The sequence below is a fragment of the Streptomyces sp. NPDC051243 genome, from assembly GCF_044455405.1.
Classification (GTDB): Bacteria; Actinomycetota; Actinomycetes; order Streptomycetales; family Streptomycetaceae; genus Streptomyces.
The window spans coordinates 230,772-255,847 of the sequence record NZ_JBITES010000016.1; the positions used below are offsets into that span (position 1 = coordinate 230,772).

The following is a 25,076-nucleotide window of genomic DNA, read 5'->3' on the forward strand; positions in this document are numbered from 1 at the left end:
CCCTACGGGCCGGTAGAGTGACGGCGTCGTCATCACACCCGTACAGGGGGAAGCCGGTGCAAATCCGGCGCTGACCCGCAACCGTGAGCCACCCCATGGCAAGCCGGATCACCCGGTACGGATTCGTGACCGGCTCACGTGCACCGGCAACCGGCCGGAGCACGGCACCGTCGAGGTATACGGAGCCGAGCCGCCGGGGGTCTCCCCTGCGCTGCCCGGTTCCCCTGAGGGAAGGGCATCCGCCGATCATGTACGTCCGCCGCAGCGCCGCGGCCCTGGCCGCCGTCACCGTGATCGGCACGGCCACCGCCGCGCCCGCAGTCGCCGCCGACTCCTCCCCGTCCGCCTCGCCGTCCGTCACGCTCCCCGCCGGGCTGTACGGCACCGCAGACCCGACGTACGACGGTGTCTGGCGCCAGTCCCTCGCGCTGCTCGCCCAGGACACGGTGGGCGTGAAGCCGGCCGCGAAGGCCGTGGACTGGCTCACCGGGCAGCAGTGCGCCGACGGGGCATTCGCTCCGTTCCGCGCCGACGCCTCGAAGGCCTGCGACGCGAAGACGCCGGTCGACACCAACAGCACGGCCGCCGCCGTCCAGGCCCTCGCCGCGCTCGGCGGGCACGACGCCGCGACCGGCAAGGCGGTGGCGTGGCTGAAGTCCGTCCAGAACAAGGACGGCGGCTGGGGCTACACGGCGGGTGGGGCGAGCGACACCAACTCGACGTCCGTCGTGGTCGGCGCGCTGGCCGCCGCGGGCGAGGAGCCACAGAAGGTCGAGAAGGGCGGCCGGTCCGCGTACGACGCCCTGATCCTGCTCGGCCTGCCCTGCAAGGGCGACGGCGCGGGCGCCTTCGCCTTCCAGCCGGACAAGAAGGGCGACCTGGCGGCCAACGCGGACGCGACGGCGGCGGGAGTCCTCGGCGCGCTCGGCAAGGGCCTCGTGGTGAAGCCCGGCAAGCAGTCGGACGCACAGTCGGACGCGGGCTGCGCCGACGCCGGTTACCCGACCCCGCAGCAGGCCGCGGCCAACGGTGCGGCCTACCTGGCGAAGGCGGTCGCGAAGGAGGGCTACCTGAAGTCGGCCCTGCCCGGAGCCGAGGACCAGCCCGACTACGGCAACACGGCCGACGCGGTCGTCGCGATCGCCGCGCAGGGCGGCGCGGCGGCGGCGCACAAGCCCCTGCGCTGGCTGGAGCAGAACTCCTCGAAGTGGGCCGAGCAGAGCGGTCCCGCCGCCTACGCCCAGCTGATCTTCGCCGCCCACGCGACCGGCACCGACCCGCGTGCCTTCGGCGGCACGGACCTGGTCGAGAAGCTCAACGCCCAGGGCCCGGCGCCGCAGACGGCGAAGCCCGCGTCGAAGGCGACCGAGCAGCAGGACGACGACAACGGCGTCAGCGTGTGGTGGATCGTCGGCGTCGGACTGGTCGCGGGCATCGGCGTCGGCTTCCTGCTGAGCGGGCGCAACAAGGCCCGGCAGCAGTGATCCGCCGCGCCGCCACCGCGCTCCTGGCCGCGCTGGTCCTCCTGACCGTCGCGGCCCCGTCCCACGCGGCCGGCTACCGCTACTGGTCCTTCTGGGACCGCGACGGCGACACCTGGACCTACGCCACCCAGGGCCCCTCCACCGCCCGCCCCGCCGACGGCGACGTCCAGGGCTTCCGCTTCGCGGTGAGCGAGGACTCCAAGGACGCGGCCCGGCCGAGGGGTGCCGCCGTGTTCGCGGTGATCTGCGCGAGGACGCCCGCGCAGGACGGCAGGAAACGGGTCGCCCTGGTCATCGACTTCGGTACGGCGGCGGACGCCCCGTCGGGCGAGACACCACCGGCCCGCCGCACGGCATGCGCCCGCGTACCCGAGGACGCCACCACGGCAGAGGCCCTGGCCGCGGTGGCCAAGCCCCTGCGCTACGACACGAACGCCCTGCTGTGCGCGATCACCGGGTACCCGGAGACGGGGTGCGGGGAGCAGGTGGCGGGGGCGCCGGAGCCGACGGCGACGGAACAGAAGGCCGGCGAGAAGAAGGACGACGAGAAGAAGGACGACGAGAAGAAGGACGATTCGAACGAAGGCCCATCACTGGGCTTGGTGACCGGGATCGCCGTGGTGGCAGTACTGGGAGCGGCGGCGCTGTGGCAGGCACGCCGTCGGCGACATGCGTAGCGTCGTTGACATGCGTGGCTGCGGGCAGTCGTGGCGCTTGGGCGGCACCCGTCCCAAAGAGAGCGGACTACACCCCGGGGCCTGGTGGCTCTGGGCCCTGGCCCTCGGAACCGCCGCGACCCGCACCACCAACCCCCTCCTCCTCACCCTCCTCATAGCGACCTCCGCCTACGTCGTGGCGACCTGCCGCCCCAACGCCCCCTGGGCCCGCTCCTACACCGCCTTCGTCAAACTCGCCCTGGCCGTCCTCCTCATCCGCCTCGCCTTCGCCGTGGCCTTCGGCTCCCCCCTCCCCGGCACCCACGTGATCGTCACCCTCCCCGAAGTCCCCCTGCCCCACTGGGCACAAGGCGTCCGGCTGGGCGGAAAGGTCACCGCCGAGACCCTCGCCAACGCCTTCTACCAGGGCCTGAGGCTCGCCGCCCTCCTCATCTGCGTAGGCGCCGCGAACTCCCTCGCCAACCCCGCCCGCCTCCTCAAGTCCCTCCCCGGCGCCCTGTACGAGATGGGCGTCGCGGTGGTCGTGGCCCTCACCTACGCCCCCAACCTCATCGCCGACGTCCACCGCCTGCGCGCCGCCCGCCGCCTGCGCGGCCGCCCCGACACCGGCATCCGCGGCCTTCTGCACGTCGGACTCCCGGTGCTGGAGGGCGCGTTGGAACGCTCGGTCGCCCTGGCCGCGGCAATGGACTCCCGCGGCTACGGCCGTACCGCCGACGTGCCGCCCCGAGTGCGCCGTACGACCACCGCGCTCACCCTCGGCGGCCTCCTCGGCGTCTGCGCGGGAACGTACGGACTGCTCACCGCCGCGGGCACCGCATACGGACTTCCGGTACTGCTCACCGGCCTCACCGCCGCCCTGGCAGGCCTCCGCCTGGGCGGTCGGCGCACCCCGCGCACCCGCTACCGCCCCGACCGCTGGGACAGCCGCGCCTGGCTGGTCACCGGTTCCGGCGCGGCGGTCGCCGCCCTGCTGACCCTCGCCGCGACCCGCGACCCGGCGGCCCTGAACCCCGCCGTGATCCCGCTGACCGCACCCACCCTCCCGCTGTGGCCGGCGGCGGCCGTCCTCCTCGGACTCCTCCCCGCCTTCATCAGCCCCGCCCCCGCCCCCGCCCCCGAGGAGCCGTCGTGATCCGCTTCGAGAACGTCTCCGTGACGTACGACGGCGCCACCGAACCCACCGTCCAGGGCGTGGACTTCGAGGTCCCGGAGGGCGAACTGGTGCTGCTCGTGGGCCCGTCGGGCGTGGGCAAGTCCACCGTCCTCGGCGCGGTGAGCGGCCTCGTCCCGCACTTCACCGGCGGCACCCTGCGCGGCCGTGTCACGGTGGCCGGCCGGGACACCCGCACCCACAAGCCCCGCGAACTCGCGGACGTGGTGGGCACGGTCGGCCAGGATCCCCTCTCCCACTTCGTGACCGACACGGTCGAGGACGAACTGGCCTACGGCATGGAGTCGTTGGGCCTCGCCCCCGACGTGATGCGCCGCCGCGTTGAGGAGACCCTCGACCTCCTCGGCCTCACCGACCTCCGCGACCGCCCCATCTCCACCCTCTCCGGCGGCCAGCAACAGCGCGTGGCGATCGGCTCGGTACTCACCCCGCACCCCGGGGTCCTGGTACTGGACGAGCCGACATCGGCCCTGGACCCGGCCGCCGCCGAAGAGGTCCTGGCGGTCCTCCAACGCCTGGTCCACGACCTCGGCACAACGGTCCTGATGGCCGAACACCGCCTGGAGCGCGTAATCCACTACGCCGACCGGATCGCCCTGTTCCCGTCCCCCGGTGAGGCCCCGATCCTGGGCAGCCCGGCGGAGGTGATGGCCGTATCGCCGGTGTATCCGCCGGTGGTCGCCCTGGGTCGCCTGGCGGGCTGGGCCCCTCTGCCGCTGACGGTCCGCGACGCGCGCCGCCGAGCGGCGGACCTCCGGCAACAGCTTGAGCAGCGGGACACAGTCGCCCTCCGGGGGCGCGGGGAACTGCGCGACCAGCCACAACACACCCGCACCCGCCAACAACCCACGCCTCCCAACCCATTCGGCGCCACCCCCCACCGCTGGTTCCGCCGCAAACGCACCCCCACCACCCCGACATCCCCCTACACCGCCGAAGTACAAGCCCTCTCCGTAACCCGAGACCACATCCGCGCCCTACGCAACATCAACGTCACCGTCACCCCCGGCGAAACCATCGCCCTCATGGGCCGCAACGGCGCCGGAAAATCCACCCTGCTCAACACCTTGGTCGGCCTCGTGAAGCCGACCACCGGCGAAGTGACCGTCGGCGGCTGCGTCCCCCACCGCACAGCCCCCCGCGACCTGATCCGCCGAGTCGGCCTGGTCCCCCAGGAACCCCGGGACCTCCTGTACGCCGACACCGTCGCCGGCGAGTGCGCGGCCGCCGACGCCGACGCCGGCGCAGCCCCCGGCACCTGCCGCGCCCTGGTCTGCGAACTCCTCCCGGACATCCCCGACGACACCCACCCCCGGGACCTCTCCGAGGGCCAGCGCCTCACGCTCGCGCTGGCGGTCGTCCTGACCGCCCGCCCTCCCCTGCTCCTCCTCGACGAACCGACCCGCGGCCTGGACTACGCGGCGAAGGCACGCCTCGTCGCCCTGCTGCGCGACCTCGCCGCTCGGGGGCACTCCATCGTCCTGGCCACCCACGACGTGGAACTGGCCGCCGAACTGGCGCACCGGGTGATCCTGCTCGCCGACGGCGAGGTGATGGCGGACGGCCCGGCGGCGGACGTGGTGGTCGCCTCGCCGTCCTTCGCCCCGCAGGTGGCCAAGATCCTGGCCCCGCAGAAGTGGCTGACGGTCGCCCAGGTGAGGGAAGCCCTGGCATGACCGACCGCCGCTCCGCTCCCCAGGCCCGCCCCATCCGCCTCGGTCCGCGATCCGTCGCCGCCCTCGCCCTGGTCAGCGCGGTCGGCGTCGCCGCGCTCGGCTGGCCCTTCCTCGCACCGCCCGAGTCGGCGGTCGTCGCGCACAGCCAGGACGCCCCGTGGTTCTTCGCGTGCCTGCTGGTGCTGCTGGTCGCGGTCGTCGCGGCGACGATCTCCGAGTCGGGTCTGGGGCCGAAGGCGGTCGCGATGCTCGGTGTGCTGGCCGCGACGGGAGCCGCCCTGCGCCCGATGGGCGCCGGCACCGCCGGTCTGGAGCCGATGTTCTTCCTCATGGTCCTGAGCGGCCGCGTCCTCGGCCCCGGCTTCGGTTTCGTGCTCGGCTCGGTGACGATGTTCGCGTCGGCGCTGCTCACGGGCGGGGTGGGCCCCTGGATGCCGTTCCAGATGCTCGCGCTGGGCTGGGTCACCATGGGGGCCGGGCTGCTGCCGGGCCGGGACCGTCTGCGCGGTCGCGCGGAACTCCTTCTCCTGAGCGCGTACGGGGTCCCGGCGGCCTTCGCCTACGGCACCGTCACGAATCTGGCGGGCTGGACCTTCACCGACCAGGCGGCCTCGTCCATCGCCTTCGACCCGGACGCCCCGGTGGCCGCCAACCTGGCCCGCTTCGTCACGTACTGCCTGGCCACCTCCATGGGCTGGGACCTGGGCAGGGCGGTCACCACCGTCGTCCTGACGCTGATCCTCGGCACGGTGATCCTCAAAGCGCTGCGCCGGGCCACCCGCCGCGCGGCCTTCGAGAGCCCGGTCACATTCGACGCACCCGCAGCGTGAGGCCCCGCACGCGGTCCGTTACTCACCCGGTGAACCACCCCACATGACCCAGATCACCTACTATCCTCTTTAGTCGGACAAACCGGACGCCATGCCCACGCCAATATGGCCTCCGACCTGCACATTGAGAGCCGCGTCACACAAACGACCTTCCCCCCGCATACGACCACAACTAGCAAAAGGGCTCATTGCGGCCACCTTCCCGGCCTGCTTGTCTGGACGACGTCGCACGGCGCCGACGAGCCCACAGGGCCGCGGCGCCGACGCATGCCCCCCGCCTCGCATCGCGTGGTTCCGGCACGCCCGCGGCAACGACGTCCCCGACGAAAGGCTCCACGTGTCCGCCGTTTCTCTCCTCCGCCGCATCTCCGCCCCGAAGAAGGCCCTCGCCGGTGCCGCTCTGGCCGCCGCCACCGCCGGCACGCTGTTCGCCGCCGCCCCCGCGCAGGCCGCGACGACCTCGGCCTCCTCGGCGCAGGCGATCGCGAAGAAGATGATCTCGGACTCGGCCCAGTACCAGTGCTTCTCGAACATCGTCGACCACGAGAGCGACTGGAACGTCAACGCCACCAACGCCTCGTCCGGCGCCTACGGCCTCGTCCAGGCCCTCCCCGGCAACAAGATGGCCTCCGCCGGCTCCGACTGGCAGACCAACCCGGCCACCCAGATCAAGTGGGGCCTGGACTACATGAAGGAGCGCTACGGCAGCCCGTGCGGCGCCTGGAACTTCTGGCAGTCGAACGGCTGGTACTGAGCCGACTCTGCCCAGCGGAACTGAAGGCGGCGGCCCCCTGATCCCCGGGGCCGCCGCCTTCGCCATGCCCGGCCCTGACGCGTCGCGGTCGTCTCGGGGGAGGCAGGAACGGGGCGTAGGGACAGGGGGTGCTCCTGCCTCCCTCGGCACGGGTCAGCCGGTGCTGACCCGCAGTTCCTTCACGCCGTTGATCCACGCCGAGCGCAGCCGGCGTGGATCGCCGGACAGCCGCAGGTCGGGCATGGCGTCGGCCACGGCGTTGAAGATGAGGTCGATCTCGAGGACAGCCAGGGACTTGCCCAGGCAGTAGTGCGGTCCGCCGCCGCCGAAGCCGAGGTGGGGGTTGGGGTCGCGGGTGATGTCGAAGGCGTCCGGGTTGTCGAAGACCTCGGGGTCGTGGTTGGCCGAGGCGTAGAAGATGCCTACCCGGTCACCCTTCTTTATGCGCTTCCCGCCCAACTCCGTGTCCTGAGTGGCCGTGCGCTGGAAGGACACCACCGGCGTCGCCCAGCGCACGATCTCCTCGGCCGCCGTCTCGGGCCGCTCCCTCTTGTACAGCTCCCACTGCCCGGGGTGGGTGAGGAAGGCGTGCATGCCGTGGGTGATGGCGTTGCGGGTGGTCTCGTTGCCCGCGACGGCCAGCATCAGCACGAAGAACCCGAACTCGTCGGAGCGGAGGTTCCCCTCGTCCTCGGCCGCGACCAGCGTCGTGACGATGTCCTTCGCCGGGCACGCCTTCCGGTCGGCGGCCATGTTCATGGCGTACGCGATGAGTTCGGTGGCCGACTCCTGCCCGACCTCCTCGGTGATGGCGTACTCGGGGTCGTCGTACGCGATCATCTTGTTGGACCAGTCGAAGATCTTGGCCCGGTCGTCCTGCGGGATGCCGATGAGCTCGGCGATGGCCTGGAGGGGCAGTTCGCAGGCGACCTCGGTGACGAAGTCGAAGGGACCGGTGCGGGCGCGGGCGCTCGCGGCGATGTTCCGTGCCCGGGTCCGCAGACGCTCCTCCAGGGCACGGATCGCACGCGGGGTGAAGACACGCTGGACGATCTGGCGGACCCGGGTGTGCTCGGGCGGGTCCATGTTCAGCAGGATCAGCCGCTGGGCGTCTATCGCGTCGCGCTCGATGTGCTCGTTGAAGCGGATGATCGCGGTGTTGAGGGAGGACGAGAACAACTCCGGGTGCGTCGAGACGTACTTGACGTCCGCGTGCCGGGTCACCGCCCAGTAGCCCTCGTCCTGGAACCCGGCCACGTTGCCGGACTGGGGGATCCAGCGGACCGGTTCGGCCCGGCGCAGCTCGGCGAACTCCGGGAGGGGTACGCGGTGGTGCAGCACATCGGGGTCGGTGAAGTCGAACCCGTCGGGAAGCGCTGGACAGGGCATGGACAGCTCCTGACGGTCCATCAGCAAAGGGGTCGTCGTGACGGTAGTAACGGGTTCTACAACTCGCAATAGCCATGAACCCCCCAGTTGCCCGCACACCCCTTGCCGTCACTGAACTTCCGTCAGCACACTGCAAGACAGAACTAGAACGCGTACTAGTTCCGCCCAGTTCCGCAGAGCCGTCGGAGAGGACCCGCACCCATGGCTGCCGAACCCGTGATCGTCGAAGCAGTGCGCACCCCCATCGGCAAGCGCGGCGGCGCGCTCGCCAACCTCCACCCCGCTTACCTGCTGGGCGAGACCTACCGTGAACTCCTGGGCCGTACGGCCATCCCCGCCGACTGCGTGGAGCAGATCGTCGGCGGCACGGTGACCCACGCCGGCGAGCAGTCCATGAACCCCGCGCGTACGGCCTGGCTGACCATGGGCCTGCCGTACGAGACGGCCGCGACGACGGTCGACTGCCAGTGCGGGTCCTCACAGCAGGCGTCGCACATGACGGCCAACATGATCGCGGCAGGCGTCATCGATGTCGGGATCAGCTGTGGCGTTGAGGCGATGTCACGGGTGCCGCTGGGGTCGGGCTCCAAGCACGGGCCCGGGAAGCCGTTCCCGGACGAATGGAACGTCGATCTCCCGAATCAGTTCGAGGCGGCGGAACGTATCGCGCGCTACCGGGGGCTGACGAGGGAGAACGTGGACTCGCTGGGACTGCTCTCGCAGGAGCGGGCCGCCGCCGCCTGGGCAGAGGAACGCTTCAAGCGGGAGACGTTCGCCGTCCAGGTCCCGACGACCGAGGAGGAGCAGCGCGCCGGGCAGGGCATGTGGCGCCTCGTCGACAAGGACGAGGGGCTTCGCGACACGTCCATGGAGGCGCTGGCAAGGCTGAAGTCCATCATGCCGACGGCCGTCCACACGGCGGGCAACTCGTCCCAGATCAGCGACGGCGCGGCGGCGATCATGTGGGCGTCGAAACGGATGGCGCGGGCGCTGAAGCTGCGGCCGAGGGCGCGGATCGTGGCGCAGGCGCTGGTGGGGGCCGACCCGCACTTCCACCTCGACGGGCCGATCGATGCGACGAACGCGGTGCTGGGGAAGGCCGGGATGTCCCTGAGGGACATTGATCTGGTGGAGATCAACGAGGCTTTCGCGTCTGTGGTGTTGAGCTGGGCGCAGGTCTTCGAGCAGGACCTGGAGAAGGTCAACGTGAACGGCGGTGCGATCGCACTCGGGCACCCGGTGGGGGCCACCGGGGCCCGGCTGATCACGACCGCGCTTCATGAACTGGAGCGGGCGGACAAGGAGTTCGCTCTGGTGACGATGTGTGCGGGTGGGGGGTTGGCCACCGGCACGATCATTCAGCGGTTGTAGTCCAACCGACGAAGGTGTTGAACGCGGCGGGGCTGAGGGTGAGGATCGGTCCCGCCGGGTTCTTGGAGTCGCGGATGGCGATGGTGGTGTGGGGGGTTTCGGCGAACTCGACGCAATCACCGCCCTGGTCACTGCTGTGCGAGGACTTACGCCAGGCCAGGGCGCCGAGCGGCGCGCACTCCACGCACGATCCGCCCTGATCACCGCTGTAGTTGGACTTACGCCACTGGATCCCCGCCGGAATCGCGTTGCTCGCCATAGCGTTCCTCCATTACCCGCCGGATCAACTCCGCCGAGTCCTTGAGGGAGAGCGCGGCGGCTTGAAGATGATCGTATCGGAGCGAGCAGTCCTTGACGGTGTCCGGGTTGGCGGTGGGATGCCCGCTGCCGTACCCCTCGGTGTAGACGATGGTCGGATCGCTCGGGAAGCGGTAGACGTTGAATGAGCCTGTTAGTCCCGCATGCGCTCCAGCCGAGAACGGCAGCACCTGGACATTGACCCTCGGGTTGTACTCGAAGGACAACAGGTGGGCCAGTTGGCCGCGCATCGTCGCCGGACCGCCGATTTCCTGGTGCAGCGCCGCCTCACTCAGGATCATCCAAAAGACCGGCGGCTCGCCCTTCTCGAAGATCCGCTGACGAGCCAGCCGCACCTCCGTACGGTCGTCCAGGTCGGTGTCGTCCAGCACCCCCAGCACGGCTCGCGCGTACTCCTTGGTCTGCAGAAGTCCGTGCACCATGTGCGTCTGGAACGTTCCGATCTCGATCGCCCGCGCCTCCAACTCCGCCACCTGCTGAAACCAGGCCGGAAGTTGACTACGCATCACCAGCTCGTGCAGCCGGGACAGCGCCCCGCCCGTCCCCAGCGCGATGTCCACCCGCTCGCTGAAGGGCAGCGTCGGCAGCTTCCGGGCCGTTTCGATCTGGCCGACCAGCGAGCCGGTGCAGTAGACGATGTCCCCCAGCTGCTTCTGGGTCAGGCCGGCGGCCTCGCGGTAGCGCCGCAGCTCGAAGCCGTAGTAGTCGAGTGGCGAGGCGCCCGGGTCGAGCGTGTTGATGTGGGTCACGCAGAGCCCCCTCTCACGCAACTGGGCCCACTTCAGGACCCGTTGTATCCGTTCGATAGCTCAAAGTAGTCGTACGAGGTCACGCTCGTACCGTGAACGCATACATTCCCCCCACCTACCTGGCCCCTTTCCGCCTCCAGTACCGCCTGCGCCTCACCGTCGGCGAGCACTCGGCCCGGCACATCCGCGCCATCGCCCGCTCGCTGCTCGACGAGTGGAGCATGCGCGAACTGACCGACGCCGTGGAACTGGGCGTGACCGAGCTCGTCGCCAATGTCGTACGGCATGTTCCGGACCGGCGATGTGAGGTGCTGATCCTGCGGCGGACGCGCGGGGTGCGGGTCGAGGTGACGGACGCCTACGGCCAACTCCCCGCGTTTCCAGCGCGGTCGGGGCCTGATGACGAGGGCGGCCGGGGGCTCGTGCTGCTGGACGCGGTGGCCGACAAGTGGGGTGTGGATCCCGTGCCGAGGGGAGGCAAGGTGGTGTGGTTCGAGTGCTGGTGCGGATGTACCGCCGCCCCTCCCTCCTGTTTAGATTGAGCAGACGCATGAGGCTCGGGGGAACGGGGCGAACACTGCGATGGCGCGAATCGTCGGCGTGCACGGGGTGGGCAAGCAGCGGCTGGGGGCCAACACGCTGCTGAAGGACTGGGAGCCGGCACTCGCCGACGGCCTCGACCGGGCGGACGGCGCCCTGCGACTCGCCCCGGGCGACCTGCACATGGCCTTCTACGGCGACCTGTTCCGGCCGCCGGGCCACACCCTGGCCGTCGGGGACCCGATGTACGGGCCGGACGACATCGACGAGGGCTTCGAGACCGAGCTCCTGCTGGAGTGGTGGGCGGAGTGCGCCCGGACCGATCCCGCGGTGCCGCCACCCGGTGCGACGGACACGCTGGTACGTTCGCCGAGGGCGGTGCAGACGGCCCTGCGGCTGCTGCAGCACTCGCGCTTCTTCGCCGATGTGTCCCTGCGGGCCCTGGTGTTCGACCTGAAGCAGGTGCGCCGCTATCTGACGGACGACGGCTTGCGGGCCGCGGTTCGCGCACGCGTGGAGGAGGCGATCGGGCCGGACACCCGGGTGGTCGTCGCGCACTCGCTGGGCTCGGTCGTGGCGTACGAGGCGCTGTGCGCGCGGCCCGGCCATCAGGTGCGGGCGCTGGTGACGCTGGGGTCGCCGCTGGGGATGCGGATGGTCTTCGACCGGCTCCGGCCCGAACCGGGCGGCTGGCCGGGCACGTCGGCGTGGACGAACGTCGTTGACGACGGTGATGTGGTGGCGGCGGTGAAGGACCTGTCCCTGTTCTTCGGTACGGGGGCGGGAAGGAAGGTGACGGGTCAGGTCGTCCACAACGGCTCGCACGCGCACGACGCCACTCTCTACCTCACGGCGAAGGAGACCGGCGAGGCGGTGGCGGAGGGGCTTACGTGAGCGTGAGCGGCCCACGGCGCTTCCTCATCGCGACCGCGGTCAGCCACTACCCGCACGCACCGGAGTGGGACCGGCCGGGACTGGTCGAGGCACGCCGCAGGATGGTCGAGCTGTTCACGACCAAGCTCGGCTACGAGCACGTCTCCGACCTGGGCGCGAACCCGACGCAGCACCAACTGCTCCGGGAACTGAGGGAGTTCTGCCGCTCACCGGAACGGCGGGCGGACGACATCGTGGCGGTGTACATCGCCGGGCACGGCGAGCGACTCGACAACGACGACTACGTACTCCTCACCTCGGACACCAACCCCGACGACCTGTACGACGCCCTGCAGCCCAGCACCCTGGCCAGGAAGATCCTCGCCGGGACGAAAGTACGGCGGCTGCTGCTCATGCTCGACACGTGCTTCTCCGGGCAGGGCGGCAACGAACTGCTCACCGCCATGGCGAAGTTGAAGAGCAGCTGGCGGGAGAGCGATGCGGGGCTGGCGGTGATCACGTCGGCGCAGCCGAACGAGCTGGCGCAGGTAGGGGCGTTTCCCGAGCTGCTGACGGAAGCGGTGACGAGTCTCGCCACCGCCGGTTACACACCACCGCTGCTGGATCTGGGGGCGGTCGTGGAGGCCACGCGCAACAACCCCAAGCGCCCCGACTTCCAGCACATCGGCTGGGAGGCGATCGGCCTGACCGGCGAGATACCGCCCTTCCTCCCCAACGCCAAGCACAGCCCCCGGCTCTCCCACACGGACATGGCCCTCCAGCAGGCGGCCGAGTGGGACGAGCAGGACAGGCGTCGGAACGTCGAGTTCCGGACGCGGTTGCTGCGGCGGGCGATGGGACACCGGGACGAGCACCGGGTGGGGTGGTGGTTCTCGGGGCGGCACCGGGCGCTGCGGGACATCACCGGCTGGCTCGCCGAACTGCCGGAAGAGCGGCCCGCGTTGGTGGTGACGGCGGGCCCCGGCTCCGGCAAGACGGCTGTGCTGGGGCTGTTGGCTGCGGTGAGCGACCCGGAGTACCGGCGGACGGTGCCGTTGTCGAGTCTGGGGTTGAGCGCCGAGTTGTTGCCGCCTGCGGAGGCGATCCGTACGGCGGTGTACGCCCAGAACCTGACCGACCAGCAGGTGGTCCGGGCGCTTGCTGCCGCACTGCGGTTGCCGCCGGTGGAGGCGGTGGCGGATCTGCTGAACCACCTCAACGCCGGACCGGAGCCCGACCGGCCCCGGGTGGTGCTGATCGACGGCTTGGACGAGGCGGCGACGCCGAGTGCGCTGTGCGCCCAGGTGCTGCGTCCGCTCATGGAACTGGCCGGGGCGCGCTTGAGGTTGCTGCTGGGTACCCGGCCCCATCTCCTGGCTCCGCTGGGTCTGGAGCGGGACGACCAGATCGACCTCGACTCGCCTCGGTACGCCGATCCGCAGGCCGTTCTGGCCTACGCGGTCCGCAACCTGATCGACGCGCATCCGCGGTCGCCGTACCTCGAATGCCACAACGCCCTCAGGCTGGAGGTGGCGAAAGCCGTCGCGACGGCCGCGGGGCACTCCTTCCTGGTCGCCCGTATCACCGCCGGCACGCTCGCCGCGGCACCCACGCTGCCCGACCCCGGGGATGCCGCCTGGCGCAGGTCACTCCCGAGCAAGGCCGCCGACGCCATGCACCACGACCTGCACCAACGGTTCGGCGAGGACGCCGAGCGGATCCTCGACCTGCTGCGGCCACTGGCCTACGCCGAGGGGCAGGGGCTGCCGTGGGAGGACATCTGGGCGCCGCTCGCCTCTCAGCTGTCGGGGCGGCGGTACACCAACGAGGACCTGCGTCGGCTGCGGCGGGACGCGGGGGCGTATGTGGTGGAGGCGGTCGAGGACGGGCGGTCGGTGTACCGGCTGTACCACGAGGCGATGGCGGAGTATCTGCGGCAGGGGGTGGACGCCGGGGCGGCACATCGGGCCTTCACGGAGGCTTTGCGGCGCGCGGTGCCGTACGGGCTCGACGGGGCGCCGGACTGGGAGCGGGCCCATCCCTATGCTCTTCGGCACCTGTCGACTCATGCGGCCTACGCGGGCTTGCTCGACACGCTGGTCGCCGAGCCCGAATACCTCGTCCATGCCGACGCCGACAGCCTCGTACCGCTCCTGCTGGAGGTGCGGAGCGACACTGCCCGGTTCCATGCCGCGGTGTACCGTGCGTCTCTTGAGGTCCATCGGCCCCTCGCCCCGGCCGGCCGGCGGCAGGTCCTCGCACTGGACGCTGCCCGCTATAACGAGCCGTCGCTTCTGGAGGCCTTCAACCGTGGGGCCGCCGAGGGGACTTGGATCGCTGTCGCCGCGTCCGGGTCGCTGATGGCCGGCAACATTCGCAACGCCTTTGCGGACCATGCCGACGGGGCGTCAGCGGTGGCCTGCACGGAACTGGACGGCCGTACAGTCGCCGTAGTCGGCTCGAGAGGCGGGCCATTGCGCACCTGGGATCTGAACACCGGCCAGCCTGTGGGTCCGCCCATGACCGGCCACATTGGCATGGTGACTGCGGTGGCCTGCACGACACTGAACGGCCGCCCGGTCGCCGTCACCGGATCGCAAGACAAAACGGTGCAGGTCTGGGACCTGACCACGAGCCGACGCATCGGCCGGCCCATGCCCGGACATACCAACCGCGTGGGCCAGATGGCGTGCACCACCCTTGATGGCCACCCAGTGGCAGTAAGTGGCTCGGACGACGAGACACTACGCATCTGGGATCTGGCCACCGCTCGGCCCGTTGGCGAGGCGATGGAGGTCGGTGGCCAGGTAACCGCTCTGGCGGTTGCCACAGTCGATGGTCGCCCGATCGCCATCACCGGCTCAACGGACGAGCGGGTACGCGTGTGGGACCTCACGACCGGCCGTGAGCAGGGTCGGCTGCAGGGCTCCGGACGAATCTGGGCTGTGGCGATGGCGTGCGCGGAACTCGATGGCCGCCAGGTTGTCGTCGCTTACTCGTACGACAACACGGTGCATATCTGGGATCTGACGACGCACCGGAGCCTGGCAGTGTTCGAGGGACACGACGGCTGGGTGCGCGCGGTGGCCTGTACACAGTTGGAAGGCCACCCGATCGCTGTTTCCTGCTCCGATGACAACACAGTAAGGATCTGGGATCTGAGGGCTCACCGACAGGTCGGCAGCCTCCAAGGCCACACGAGCCCCGTCACGTCGTTGGCGTGCACCTCGCTGGCCGGACAACCGATCGCGGTGGGCTGTTCACAAGGCACCGTTCGGGTCTGGGACTTGTCCGTCCAAAGGGCCTTCGGCCGACCCGTGATCGGACACACGCAGCAGATCAGGACCATGGACTGCACTGTGGTGAAGCAACGCCCGGTCTTCGTCACCGGCTCGAGGGACAGAACGGTGCGGATGTGGGATGCGGTCACCGGTCGGCCCGTTGGTGAGCCCCTGAAGGGCCATACGGCAGCGGTGTGGTCCGTGGCATGCGCGGTACTGAGAGGTCGACCGGTCGTCGTCACCTATTCCGTGGACAGGAAGGTGCGGGTGTGGGAGATGGAGACGTGGAAGGCCGCGTCCCAGCAGCTCAACGACGCCACCTTAGATGTGAGCAGGGTGACGTGCACGGTTCTGGACGGCCGACCGGTTGCCATCGGCAGATCGTTCGAGATCGCAGCGCGGGTGTGGGACCTCGAAACAGGTCGGACCCTGTACCCGCCCTTCCGGGGTGGAGGTGAAAGGGGGGTGCTCGCGGCGCACACGGTCGTGGACGATTGCCTGATCGCCGTCACCTTGGACGGCGAGAGAATGCAGATCTGGGACCTCACCACCGATCGGCCCCTCACCGAGATCCGCCACGATGCGACAGCCGTGGCATGCGGGGAGGCAGACGGCCGCCCCGTGGTGGTGACGTGTGCCGACGACAACGCCGTGCGCATCTGGGACCTTCGAACGGGTCAGCCCATCGGGCAGCCCATGATCGGCCACAGCAAACCGGCGTGTTCGGTGAGCTGCGGGACCCTGGAGAACTACCCGGTCGCCATCACCAGTTCCACGGACCAGTCCATCCGGATATGGGACCTGAACAGCCGCAGATCCATCGGCGTCATCCACGCGCCCGGAGCCTCGGAGGCCCGGTTGATCGACGGCACCGACCGCCTGGCCGTCGCCTTCGGCAGTGACGTAGCCGTCTTCACCCGCCAGTGAACGCTTCCCCCCAATTCCACGTCTTCGATCACGTGGCCCAAGCCGAGCAGCACCTGATAACCCGCGCCCCAGCCCCACACCCGGCGCCCCCTGAACGGAACCAATTCCTCCGCACGGTCTGGACCCGCCACCGCGTCCCCCTCCTCGCCACACTCCCCTTCCTCCCCCTCTACGCCCTCTGGTGGGCCTTCCTCGCCACCGGCGGCGGCGACTTGGCCGCCCAGTACGCCTGGGCCGGCTTCGCCGCACGCCACGGGGAGTCGGCGTACAACCTGTTCTGGTACGGCGGCACGCACACCGCCAACTACAGCCTGATATCGCCGTATCTGATGTCCGCGCTCGGCGTCCGCGCGGTCACCGTCGTCTCCGGGCTCGCCGCCTCCTGGCTGACGGCCGTGCTCATGGAACGGGCGGGTCTGCGAAGACCCCTCGGCCCGGCCCTCCTCGCGTCCTTCGCCCTGTGGTGCAACGTGGCCTCCGGCCGCACCACCTTCGCGCTCGGCGTCGCCTTCGGGCTCGGCGCCTGTCTGATGCTCACCGGCCGGCGGCGCGTCGTCCTGGCCGCCGGCTACGCCGCCCTCGCGACCATGGCGAGCCCTGTGGCAGGGCTGTTCGTGGCGGTCGTAGGGGCCGCGTTCCTCCTCACCCGGGACTACGCACGCGCCCTCACCCTCCTGCTCCCGCCCGCGGTCACCGTCGGCGTGACCACCCTGCTCTTCCCTTTCAAGGGCGAGCAGTTGATGTTCGCGGGCCGGATATGGCCGCCGTTCTTCCTGGGCCTGGCCGTCACCGTCTTCGCCCCCCGCACCTGGCGCGTCGCCCGCTGGAGCGGTGCCGTCTACGCGGCCGGAACCGTCCTGACGTATCTCATCGCCTCCCCCATCGGCACGAACGTCGAGCGCTTCGCCGAACTGTTCGCGCCCGCCGCCCTCCTGGCCGTCCTGCTGGCCCGGCCGGCTCTCGCGGGGTTCCGCAGGAAGCTGCTCATCGCCGCGCTCGTCTTCTCCGTCGCCTGGGTCGGCAAGAAGACCGGTGACGACCTGTACGTCTCCACCAAGGTGCCCGCCTGGGCCACCGAGACGAGCGGAGTGGTCCGTGCCCTGGACCGCCTCGGTGCCGACCGCACCCGCGTCGAGGTCGTCCCGGCCCGCAACCACCGCGAGGCCAGCGGGCTCGCCCCGCACGTCAACATGGCCCGCGGCTGGAACCGGCAGCTCGACATGGAGCGCGCCCGGCTGTTCTACGACGGGTCGTTCTCCGCGGCGACCTACCGGGCGTGGCTGGACCGCTGGGCCGTCGGGTACGTCGTCCTGCCGCTCGGCAAGCCCGACGGGTACGCCAAGGTCGAGGCCCGGCTCATCCGTGAGGACCGGCCCGACTGGCTGGAGCCGGTGTGGCAGGACGAGCACTGGCGGGTGTTCCGGGTGCGGGACGCCGTGCCGCTGGTGTCCGCGCCCGCGAGCGTCGTGTCGACGTCCAGCGCCGACGTCGTCGTACGGATGCCACGGGCCGGGTCGGCCACCGTGCGCGTCGCCCATTCGCCGTGGCTGCACGTCGACGGCGGCGGGTGCCTCGCCCCGCAGGGCGAGTTCACCCGGTTGACGGTGTCCGCGCCCGGCGAGTACCGGGTCAGCTCGGAGTACGGTCCCTCGCCGGAGCCGGGGAGTCACTGCTGACCTTCTCCGCCGACGCCGACGCCGACGCCGACACCGTGCGGGCGCGCGGGCCCTGGAGCAGGTACGTCATCCCGAAGCCCGCGCCGACGACCAGCGCGCCGCCGACCGCGTCCAGCACCCAGTGGTTGCCGGTGACGACGATCGCGGTGACCGTGAACAGCGGGTGCAGCAGGCCCAGTGCCTTCATCCACCACCTCGGGGCGAGGATGAGGATCACCAGGCCGCACCACAGGGACCAGCCGAAGTGCAGGGACGGCATCGCCGCGTACTGGTTGGTGAGCTCGGTGAGGGTGCCGTAGTCGGGCTGGGAGAAGTCCTGCGGTCCGTGGACCGTGTCGATGAAGCCGAGGCCGGGCATCAGGCGGGGCGGGGCGAGCGGGTACAGCCAGAAGCCGATCAGGGCGAAGACGGTCGCGAAGCCGATCGCGGAGCGCGCCCAGCGGTAGTCGACGGGGCGGCGCCAGTAGAGGACGCCGAGGATGGCGAGCGGGACGCCGAAGTGGAACGACTCGTAGTAGAAGTCGAAGAAGTCGCGCAGCCAGTCGACGGTCACCACCGCGTGGTTGGCCCAGTGCTCGATGTCGATGCGCAGGGCACGTTCGACGGAGTGGATCTCCTCGCCGTGCTCCTCGGCGGTGGCCCGCCCGGCCGAGTTGGAGCCGCCGGCCGCGGCGAGGCGGATCTGGGCGTAGGCGTAGTAGGTGACGCGGATCAGCAGGAGCTCGAAGAGGAGGTTCGGGCGGCTGATCACCCGGCGCAGGACCGGCAGCAGCGGGATGCGCCGGAAGCGGGCCGGTACCCGGTCGGCGTACCGGGTCGGGATCGGCGTCTGCCAGTACGGCGACGTGCGCGACAGGAACGGCACCACGGCCGCCGTGGCGAGCGCGGCGAGGAGGACGACGTCGGCGCGCAGGGGGTGGAAGAGCGCCTTGTCCGGCACCATCATCCGCGCCGGCAGCGTCATGACGAGCACGATCGCGACCGGCCAGACGTAGCGGTCGGAGGCCCGCCTGCCGACCTGGCCGACGACCGCGAGCAGCACCCACAGCAGCTGGTGCTGCCAGGCGGTGGGTGACACGACGATCGCCGCGCAGCCGGTGATCGCGACGGCGAGGAGGAGCTGTCCGTCGTGGGCGTAGCGCACGGCGCGGCGCAGCGCGAGGACGGCTACGGCGGCGCCCAGGAACAGGAAGAGGGCGATCTCCAGGGGCCCGGTGAGCCCCAGCCGCAGCAGCGCGCCGTGCAGGGACTGGTTGGCGAGGTCGTCGGCGCGCCCGCCGAGGCCGACGCCGGCCATGTGGTGGACCCAGTAGGTGTACGAGTCGTGCGGCATCGCCACCCAGGCGACCGCCGTGGACCCGGCGAACGTGGCCCCCGTCGAGAGCACGGCCCGGCGGCGCCCGGTGAACCACAGCAGGGGCGTGAACAGCAGAAGCGTCGGCTGCAGCGCGGCCGCGAGGCCGATGAGCACACCGCCGGCGCGCTCGCCGCGCACAGTGAAGCAGCCGAGCAGGACCAGCAGCACCGGCATGATGCTGGTCTGGCCGAGGTAGAGCGTGTTGCGCACCGGGAGCGACAGCATGAGCAGGCTGATCGCGACGGGCGCGGCGAGCAGGGAGGTGCGCCGGCTGACCGGCTGCGGCAGGGCGCGGGCGGCGACGAGGCCGAGGGCGACGACGAGCAGGAGCGTGCCGAAGGTCCAGCCCCAGCCGAGGGCCTGCTCGGCGGCGCGGGTCAGCGGCTTGAGGACGAGTCCGCCGAACGGGGTGCCGGTGAACTGCGTCGAGTCGTACAGCGAACCCTTCATATGCAGGACGCCGTCCGGCCCGACCCAGGTCTCCAGATCCGTCAGCCGCTCCCCGCGCGGCGTACCGAGGACGACGGCCACCTCCCGCACGGCGAGGATCGCGGCGACCATCCACAGGCCGAGCCGCGCCACGCGCACGCGTGCCTGGACCGCGCCGACGGCCGTGGCTCCGCCGAGCGCCTGCGCCGATCGCCCACCGTGTTCCGCGTTCGCCACGCCTCGTCGGCCTCCCGCCCCGCCTCGTCCCTTACGGCACATGCGTCAGGAATGCACACGAACCCTGTGGGCCCGCACCACCCGGGGAGAGACACAGGCAACCTTCGCTTCACCTGTCGTCCGCTCTCCTTTTGTCCGGATGACGATAGTCCGGGGTCGGTTCGCCCGCCTCTGGTGGGGTCTCGTGGCGGGGGGCGCGTATTCGGGGGGGGCGCGCATTCGGGGGGCGTAGCCGGGGGGGGCGCGCATTCGGGCGGCGTAGCCGGGGGCGCGTAGCGGGGGGCGCGCCCCGGGGGCGCCTGCGGTTGCCGCGTCCCAGCGGGCTCGCGTCCGGTGGGTCGCCTCCCGGCGGGCTCGCCTCCGGCGGTTCGCCTCCCAGCAGGCTCGCGCCCCACGGGGCGTCCCCCAGCAAGCTCGCGCCCCACAAGGCGTCCCCCAACAAGCTCGCGCCCCACAAGGCGTCCCCCAACTGGCTCGCGTTCGGCCGGTCACCTTCCAGCAAGCTCGCGCCCCACAGGACGCCCCCAGCAAGCTCGCGTTCGGCCGATCACCTTCCAGCAAGCTCGCATCCCACGAGACGCTCCCAGCAAGCTCGCGTTCGGCGGGTGGCCGTTCGGGGCGTCGCGTAATCGACCACATCTCGGAACGTGGGCCCGGAGCAGGATCATCCGCCGTACCGTCTGAAGCCCTGGCGTCGGCATGGTGGAGGCACTCGCGGGGATGGAGGGGCTGCGCGCGATGGCGGACCTGCTGCGGAAGGGGGCCCGGAGCCGGGCTCTCACCGTCGCCGTGGCGCTGTTCGCCCTCCAGGCCGGTCAGCTCGTGGCACCCGCGTGGGCGTGCGGCTGCGGGGCCATGGTTCCGGACGGCGCGCGGCAGGTGACCGTCGGCCGGGAGGAGTCCGTCGTGCGGTGGGACGGGCGGCGGGAGCAGATCGTGATGCGGCTGACCGTCCACGGGGACGCCGAGCGGGTCGCCTGGATCATGCCCGTGCCGCGGCGGGCGACGGTCCGCCTCGGCGACCCCGCGCTCTTCGACGAGCTGCACGACGTCACGGCCCCCCTCCACCGCGAGCGCCGGCACTTCTGGCCCCGGGACGACGACTGGCCCCTGCTGACCGGCGACGCCTCCTCCGAGCGCCGCCGCCCACGCCCGCCCTGGGCCGCCGCCGGGCCGCCCGTGGACGTCGTCGGCCGCCAGCGCCTCGGCCCCTTCGACGTGGCCCGGCTGACGGCCACCGACCCCGGCGCCCTGGACGGCTGGCTGGACAGCAACGGCTTCGCCCTGCCGCCCGCGCTGGACGGCGCCCTGCGCCCGTACGTCCAAAAACGCTGGGAGTACGTCACCGTGAAACTGACCCCGCAGACCACGGGCACTCCCCTCACCGGCACCCTCGACCCCCTCCACCTCACCTTCCGGACCGACGAGCCGGTCTACCCGATGCGCCTGTCCCGCCTCGCGGACACCCCCCAGTCCCTCGGCCTGTACGGCCTGGCCGAGCACCGCATGGAACCGGCCTCCCCGATCGGCGGCGCACGCCCCCGCGTCACCTACGCCGGACGAGTGACGGCGAAGTCCGGCCCACTCGCCGAACTGGCGGCGGGCACCCCCTTCCTCACCGCGATCGGCCAGGAGTTCCCGCATCCCGAGCGGATCTCCGGCGACCACCTGCTGCGCCGGGCGCCGGCCGACGACACCTTCCAGCAGGTGATCCACGAGAACCGGCTGCGCACGGTGGCCGGAATCCCGGCATGGCTGCTGACGGTGACCGGCGCGCTGACGCTGGCCCTGATGACGGCGGCGCTGTCGGCCGTACGGCGCTCCCGACGGCCTCGGACACCCCAGGCGCCACCGCATCCGCCGACCCGGCCCCCGTCGCCCCCCGCGGCACCGTCACCCGCCCAGGTACCTGCGCCGACCGCCGGAATCGACCATCCTGGAATCGCGGACCGGGAAGAGGGGTAGTTGGCGCACCTGACTACCCGTACGAAAGGCAAGGCGATGAGCGAGTCGCAGCTCTGGGACGACGTCGACGAGTACTTCTCCGCCCACCTCTCACCCGACGACGACGTCCTCCAAGCGGCCCTGCGGGACAGCGAGGCGGCGGGGCTCCCGATGATCAGCGTCACCGCGCCCCAGGGCAAGCTTCTCCAACTGCTCGCCGAGATCCAGGGCGCCCGCAACATCCTGGAGATCGGCACCCTCGCCGGCTACAGCACCATCTGGCTGGCCCGCGCCCTGCCCGCGGACGGCCGTCTGATCTCGCTGGAGTACAACCCCAAGCACGCCGAGGTCGCCACCCGCAACCTCGCGCGCGCGGGCCTGGACAAGATCGTCGAGGTGCGGGTCGGCACGGCCCTGGACGCGCTGCCCAAGCTGGCCGACGAGAACCCGGCCCCCTTCGACCTGGTCTTCATCGACGCCGACAAGGTCAACAACCCGCACTACATCGAGTGGGCCCTGCGGCTCACCCGCACCGGCAGCCTGATCGTGGTGGACAACGTGGTGCGCGGCGGACGGGTCGCCGACGCCGAGAGCACCGCGCCGGACATCCAGGGCAGCCGGGCCGCGATCGAACTGATCGGCAGCCACCCGAGGTTGACCGGCACGGCGGTCCAGACGGTGGGCGGCAAGGGCTACGACGGCTTCGCGCTGGCGCGGGTGCTGTAAGCCGGACGCCGGGGCTCAAGCCTCGTGATAGAAGCCGACGTTGACGCTGCGGGGCGCCGTACGGTCCTGGACGACGATCTCACCGCTGCCACCCCTCGGCAGCGGCACCGTCCCGCCGTACGCGATCGGCTGGGTGTACTCCCCCACGGTGAGCCGCACCTCGGAGGACGGATCGGCCTGCGAGCCGCGCAGCCAGGTCACCTGCCAGCCGCCGTCGGGCCCGCACAGGAACTCCAGGTGGACCCGCGACATGAACAGCCAGTCGTCCGGCGTCGCCAGCCGGCACACCGCCTTGTCCCGGCCCACCCGCAGCACGGCGCCCGGCTCGCTGGGCGCGTCGGCCATGAGCATGCCGGCCGTGGCACCCTCGTCCGCCGCGGACACGGCGGCCATGGTGAGTTCGAGCACGAGCGCCCCTCCTGAAACGTCCTTGTACGACGGCCGTTTTGGCCACCGCGCCCGCATGATAAATCGCCCGGCACCGCCGCGTCCGGCACAATGAACTCATGACCGAGCGAAAGCCCCCCGGCGTTCCGTTCGAGTCCTGGGTCGACAAGCAGATCCACGACGCGCAGGAGCGCGGCGACTTCGACAGCCTGCCCGGCGCCGGCAAACCACTGCCGACCGACCTGGAAGCTCCGTACGACGAACTGTGGTGGGTCAAACGCAAGATGGCCCGCGAGGGCCTGTCGGTCCTGCCCCCGGGCCTGGCCCTGCGCAAGGAGGCGGAGGACGCGCTGACGGCGGCGTACGCGGCGCCGACGGAACGCGCCGTCCGCAAGATCATCACGGACGTCAACGTCAAGATCCGCGACATGCTGCTGAAGCCGCCGCCCGGCCCGCCCCTGGGCAAGAAGCCGTACGACGTGGAGGAGGTCGTACGGGAGTGGCGCGAGCGCCGGGAGGGACACGGGTCGGCGGGCGAGCCTGAGGCGCCCGACGCGCCGGATGCGTCGAATGCGCCCTCAGGTGATCAGGTGTCGTCGGCTGGTCAGGTGCGCAGCAGCCGTTCCGCCAGCTCGCGGTAGTCGCGCAGGGCGAGCCGGAGCTGCTCCGTGTCGGCGGTGTCGGCGGTTACGGCGATCTCGTTGGTCTCGGCGACCTCGGCGGTGCCGTCCGTGGACTGCCAGGCCCTGCGCAGGGTGCGGCGGCGCTCGGCCACTGCCTCGGTGAACCGGCCGACGATGTCCTCGACCGCGTGATCGGCCTCCTCGACGGCGGCACGTGGCTGGTCGACGAAGTGTGCCACCGCCTGCTGCAGCCGCAGTTCGAGCTTGTCGCGCTCCTCATGGGCGAGGAGCGGGGCCGCTTTCGTGACGTCCGGCATGGTCCTCAACTCCTGCCCACGCGCTGCTTGTCGGAGGCTCCCATCAGGTCCTCGAAGAGCGCGCGCCCTTCGATCATCGCCTCGCGCATGTCCTCCGTACCGGACGTACCGGATCCGTCCGCGGGCGCGTGGGCGACACGGTGGACGTGCCGGTAGCCCTGTACGTGGTCGGCGTGGTGCACGGAGAGGGCGGAGAGCTGCTCCTCGTACTGCGCCCCGTCCGGGAACCCGCGCGCCCGCGCCAGGTCGGCGAGCAGCCGGTCGGCCTCTCCGACCGCCTCGCGCGGCGCGTCGACGAAGTGCTCCTGTGCCGCCGTCCAGCGCGCCTCGAACCGCTCGGCCTCGGTCGGTTCCAGCGGCCGCTCGCGCAGCCCGCCGTGCCGTTCGACCCGCTGGGCGAGTTCACGCTCGGCGGCCTTCGTGTCCCCGTCGTGCCGGGCCACGGCCCGCTCGTACTCGGGGCCGAAGCGCCGCTTCAGACCCCTGCTGCCCCGTGTACCACCCCGGGCACGCAGGGCCAGGACGGCCGCACCGAGCACGATGACGACCGCCGCGATCACAATCAGAACGATCACACCTGTGGACATGCCTGCCGGGTTGCCCCGGGGAGGTCCCTCAAACGGCCCGTGCCCCGCCGCACCGGATTGTCATATTCGCTTGCCGACCCGCTGGTTCCCCCTCCCACAATGACGCCCATGACCTGGACCATCACCCCGGAACCCCACGACTCCCCGGTCGCCGCAGCGCTCTGGCGGGCGTACTACACCGAGGTCAGCGACCGCTACTACCTCCGCCACGAGGGCCGCCGCACCGACCCGGCCGAGCTGGAACGCGAGATCGCCGCCCACACGGGTGCCGAACTCGCCCCGCCCAAGGGCCGGTTGCTGGTCGCCCGATACGCGGGCGAGCCGGCCGGCACCGCCGGTATCAGACTGCTGGACGCGGACACGGCCGAGCTCACGCGGGTGTTCGTCCACGGGGCGCTGCGCGGCAAGGGCGGCGGCCAGGTCCTGGTCGGGGCCGCCGAGGAAACCGCCCGCGCCTTCGGCGCCACCCGCCTGATCCTGGACACCCGCCACGACCTGGCAGAGGCACGCGCCCTGTACACCCGCCTCGGCTACGAGGAAACGGCGCCGCACAACGACGACGTCTACGCCGAACACTGGTTCAGCAAGGCGCTGCGGTAACGCTGGGCACGACTGCCCGCAGCTGGGGCGGCGGAAGGACGCGTACCCCTACAGGCCCGCGGTCGCGTACGGCGGGAAGGGGACGGGTCGGGGGGTGTCCGCCCGCAGTGGCCGGCGTCAAGAAACGGCACCTCCTGCCCGACCTCAGCC

At 71.2% G+C, this 25,076-nt stretch carries 21 protein-coding genes, 1 pseudogene and 1 riboswitch; of the genes and pseudogenes, 15 read left to right on the forward strand and 7 right to left on the reverse strand.

What is annotated here, in order from left to right:
- Window positions 1-12: 12 nt before the first annotated feature.
- Window positions 13-135, forward strand: a riboswitch (cobalamin riboswitch).
- 113 nt (window positions 136-248) lie between these two features.
- The 6 genes from ACIBAG_RS35260 to ACIBAG_RS35285 all read left to right on the forward strand — a co-directional run bounded on the left by ACIBAG_RS35260 (window position 249) and on the right by ACIBAG_RS35285 (window position 6,595).
- Complete coding sequence (locus ACIBAG_RS35260) at window positions 249-1,484, forward strand: prenyltransferase/squalene oxidase repeat-containing protein (RefSeq protein WP_399110889.1); 1,236 nt, start codon at window positions 249-251, stop codon at window positions 1,482-1,484.
- Window positions 1,481-2,161 (forward strand): SCO2322 family protein, encoded by a 681-nt coding sequence (locus ACIBAG_RS35265; RefSeq protein ID WP_399110890.1) that lies wholly within the window; start codon window positions 1,481-1,483, stop codon window positions 2,159-2,161. Before ACIBAG_RS35260 ends, ACIBAG_RS35265 begins: the two co-directional genes overlap by 4 nt.
- 10 nt (window positions 2,162-2,171) lie before the next feature.
- Window positions 2,172-3,296, forward strand: coding sequence for an energy-coupling factor transporter transmembrane component T (locus ACIBAG_RS35270; protein ID WP_399110892.1), 1,125 nt, complete (start codon window positions 2,172-2,174; stop codon window positions 3,294-3,296).
- Window positions 3,293-5,011, forward strand: coding sequence for an ABC transporter ATP-binding protein (locus ACIBAG_RS35275; RefSeq protein ID WP_399110894.1), 1,719 nt, complete (start codon window positions 3,293-3,295; stop codon window positions 5,009-5,011). Before ACIBAG_RS35270 ends, ACIBAG_RS35275 begins: the two co-directional genes overlap by 4 nt.
- Window positions 5,008-5,841, forward strand: coding sequence for an ECF transporter S component (locus tag ACIBAG_RS35280; RefSeq protein WP_399110895.1), 834 nt, complete (start codon window positions 5,008-5,010; stop codon window positions 5,839-5,841). The genes ACIBAG_RS35275 and ACIBAG_RS35280 overlap by 4 nt, the downstream gene beginning before the upstream one ends.
- A gap of 337 nt (window positions 5,842-6,178) precedes the next feature.
- Window positions 6,179-6,595 (forward strand): transglycosylase SLT domain-containing protein, encoded by a 417-nt coding sequence (locus ACIBAG_RS35285; protein ID WP_399110896.1) that lies wholly within the window; start codon window positions 6,179-6,181, stop codon window positions 6,593-6,595.
- A gap of 153 nt (window positions 6,596-6,748) precedes the next feature.
- Here ACIBAG_RS35285 and ACIBAG_RS35290 read toward each other — a convergent pair whose 3' ends face one another.
- Entirely contained in the window at window positions 6,749-7,984 is a 1,236-nt protein-coding gene (locus ACIBAG_RS35290; protein WP_399110897.1) for a cytochrome P450, read from the reverse strand.
- Window positions 7,985-8,185: 201 nt separating this feature from the next.
- Here ACIBAG_RS35290 and ACIBAG_RS35295 point away from each other — a divergent pair, with 201 nt between their 5' ends.
- Complete coding sequence (locus ACIBAG_RS35295) at window positions 8,186-9,355, forward strand: steroid 3-ketoacyl-CoA thiolase (RefSeq protein ID WP_399110899.1); 1,170 nt, start codon at window positions 8,186-8,188, stop codon at window positions 9,353-9,355.
- Here the strand turns inward: ACIBAG_RS35295 and ACIBAG_RS35300 are convergent.
- A complete protein-coding gene (locus tag ACIBAG_RS35300; RefSeq protein WP_399110901.1) occupies window positions 9,339-9,614 on the reverse strand; it encodes a DUF397 domain-containing protein in 276 nt (91 codons plus the stop codon). The genes ACIBAG_RS35295 and ACIBAG_RS35300 overlap by 17 nt on opposite strands.
- A complete protein-coding gene (locus tag ACIBAG_RS35305) occupies window positions 9,574-10,422 on the reverse strand; it encodes a helix-turn-helix domain-containing protein (protein ID WP_399110902.1) in 849 nt (282 codons plus the stop codon). Before ACIBAG_RS35305 ends, ACIBAG_RS35300 begins: the two co-directional genes overlap by 41 nt.
- Window positions 10,423-10,514: 92 nt before the next feature.
- Here ACIBAG_RS35305 and ACIBAG_RS35310 point away from each other — a divergent pair, with 92 nt between their 5' ends.
- The 4 genes from ACIBAG_RS35310 to ACIBAG_RS35325 are packed head-to-tail and all read left to right on the forward strand — an operon-like array spanning window position 10,515 to window position 17,719.
- Window positions 10,515-10,964: an ATP-binding protein gene (locus ACIBAG_RS35310; protein WP_399110904.1), complete on the forward strand. Its 450-nt coding sequence runs from the start codon at window positions 10,515-10,517 to the stop codon at window positions 10,962-10,964.
- A gap of 40 nt (window positions 10,965-11,004) precedes the next feature.
- On the forward strand, window positions 11,005-11,856 hold the full coding sequence (locus ACIBAG_RS35315) for a hypothetical protein (protein ID WP_399110906.1): 852 nt from the start codon (window positions 11,005-11,007) through the stop codon (window positions 11,854-11,856).
- 2 nt (window positions 11,857-11,858) lie between these two features.
- The gene (locus tag ACIBAG_RS35320) at window positions 11,859-16,043 is read left to right on the forward strand and encodes a caspase family protein (RefSeq protein ID WP_399110907.1); all 4,185 of its coding nucleotides are present in this window, start codon (window positions 11,859-11,861) and stop codon (window positions 16,041-16,043) included.
- A 53-nt stretch (window positions 16,044-16,096) separates the two neighbouring features.
- Complete coding sequence (locus ACIBAG_RS35325; RefSeq protein ID WP_399110936.1) at window positions 16,097-17,719, forward strand: glycosyltransferase family 87 protein; 1,623 nt, start codon at window positions 16,097-16,099, stop codon at window positions 17,717-17,719.
- Here the strand turns inward: ACIBAG_RS35325 and ACIBAG_RS35330 are convergent.
- Window positions 17,673-19,742, reverse strand: coding sequence for a phosphatase PAP2 family protein (locus ACIBAG_RS35330; RefSeq protein WP_399110909.1), 2,070 nt, complete (start codon window positions 19,740-19,742; stop codon window positions 17,673-17,675). The two genes, ACIBAG_RS35325 and ACIBAG_RS35330, sit on opposite strands and share 47 nt — an antisense overlap.
- Before the next feature lie 699 nt (window positions 19,743-20,441).
- Between ACIBAG_RS35330 and ACIBAG_RS35335 the strand changes: the two genes are divergently transcribed.
- Together ACIBAG_RS35335 and ACIBAG_RS35340 are read left to right on the forward strand one after the other, a co-directional pair.
- Window positions 20,442-21,707, forward strand: a complete 1,266-nt coding sequence (locus ACIBAG_RS35335; RefSeq protein WP_399110911.1) for a DUF2330 domain-containing protein — start codon at window positions 20,442-20,444, stop codon at window positions 21,705-21,707.
- 36 nt (window positions 21,708-21,743) lie between these two features.
- The gene (locus ACIBAG_RS35340; RefSeq protein ID WP_399110912.1) at window positions 21,744-22,412 is read left to right on the forward strand and encodes an O-methyltransferase; all 669 of its coding nucleotides are present in this window, start codon (window positions 21,744-21,746) and stop codon (window positions 22,410-22,412) included.
- Window positions 22,413-22,427: 15 nt separating this feature from the next.
- Here the strand turns inward: ACIBAG_RS35340 and ACIBAG_RS35345 are convergent, their stop codons facing one another.
- Complete coding sequence (locus tag ACIBAG_RS35345) at window positions 22,428-22,820, reverse strand: hypothetical protein (protein ID WP_399110913.1); 393 nt, start codon at window positions 22,818-22,820, stop codon at window positions 22,428-22,430.
- A gap of 98 nt (window positions 22,821-22,918) precedes the next feature.
- Here ACIBAG_RS35345 and ACIBAG_RS35350 point away from each other — a divergent pair.
- A pseudogene (locus ACIBAG_RS35350) lies at window positions 22,919-23,332 on the forward strand (DUF1992 domain-containing protein); the annotation flags it as partial.
- Window positions 23,333-23,403: 71 nt separating this feature from the next.
- Here ACIBAG_RS35350 and ACIBAG_RS35355 read toward each other — a convergent pair.
- Both ACIBAG_RS35355 and ACIBAG_RS35360 read right to left on the reverse strand, forming a co-directional pair.
- The gene (locus ACIBAG_RS35355; RefSeq protein ID WP_399110915.1) at window positions 23,404-23,739 is read right to left on the reverse strand and encodes a hypothetical protein; all 336 of its coding nucleotides are present in this window, start codon (window positions 23,737-23,739) and stop codon (window positions 23,404-23,406) included.
- A gap of 5 nt (window positions 23,740-23,744) precedes the next feature.
- Window positions 23,745-24,326, reverse strand: coding sequence for a hypothetical protein (locus tag ACIBAG_RS35360; protein ID WP_399110916.1), 582 nt, complete (start codon window positions 24,324-24,326; stop codon window positions 23,745-23,747).
- Between the two features lie 108 nt (window positions 24,327-24,434).
- Here ACIBAG_RS35360 and ACIBAG_RS35365 point away from each other — a divergent pair, with 108 nt between their 5' ends.
- A complete protein-coding gene (locus tag ACIBAG_RS35365) occupies window positions 24,435-24,926 on the forward strand; it encodes a GNAT family N-acetyltransferase (protein ID WP_399110918.1) in 492 nt (163 codons plus the stop codon).
- Window positions 24,927-25,076 lie beyond the last annotated feature (150 nt).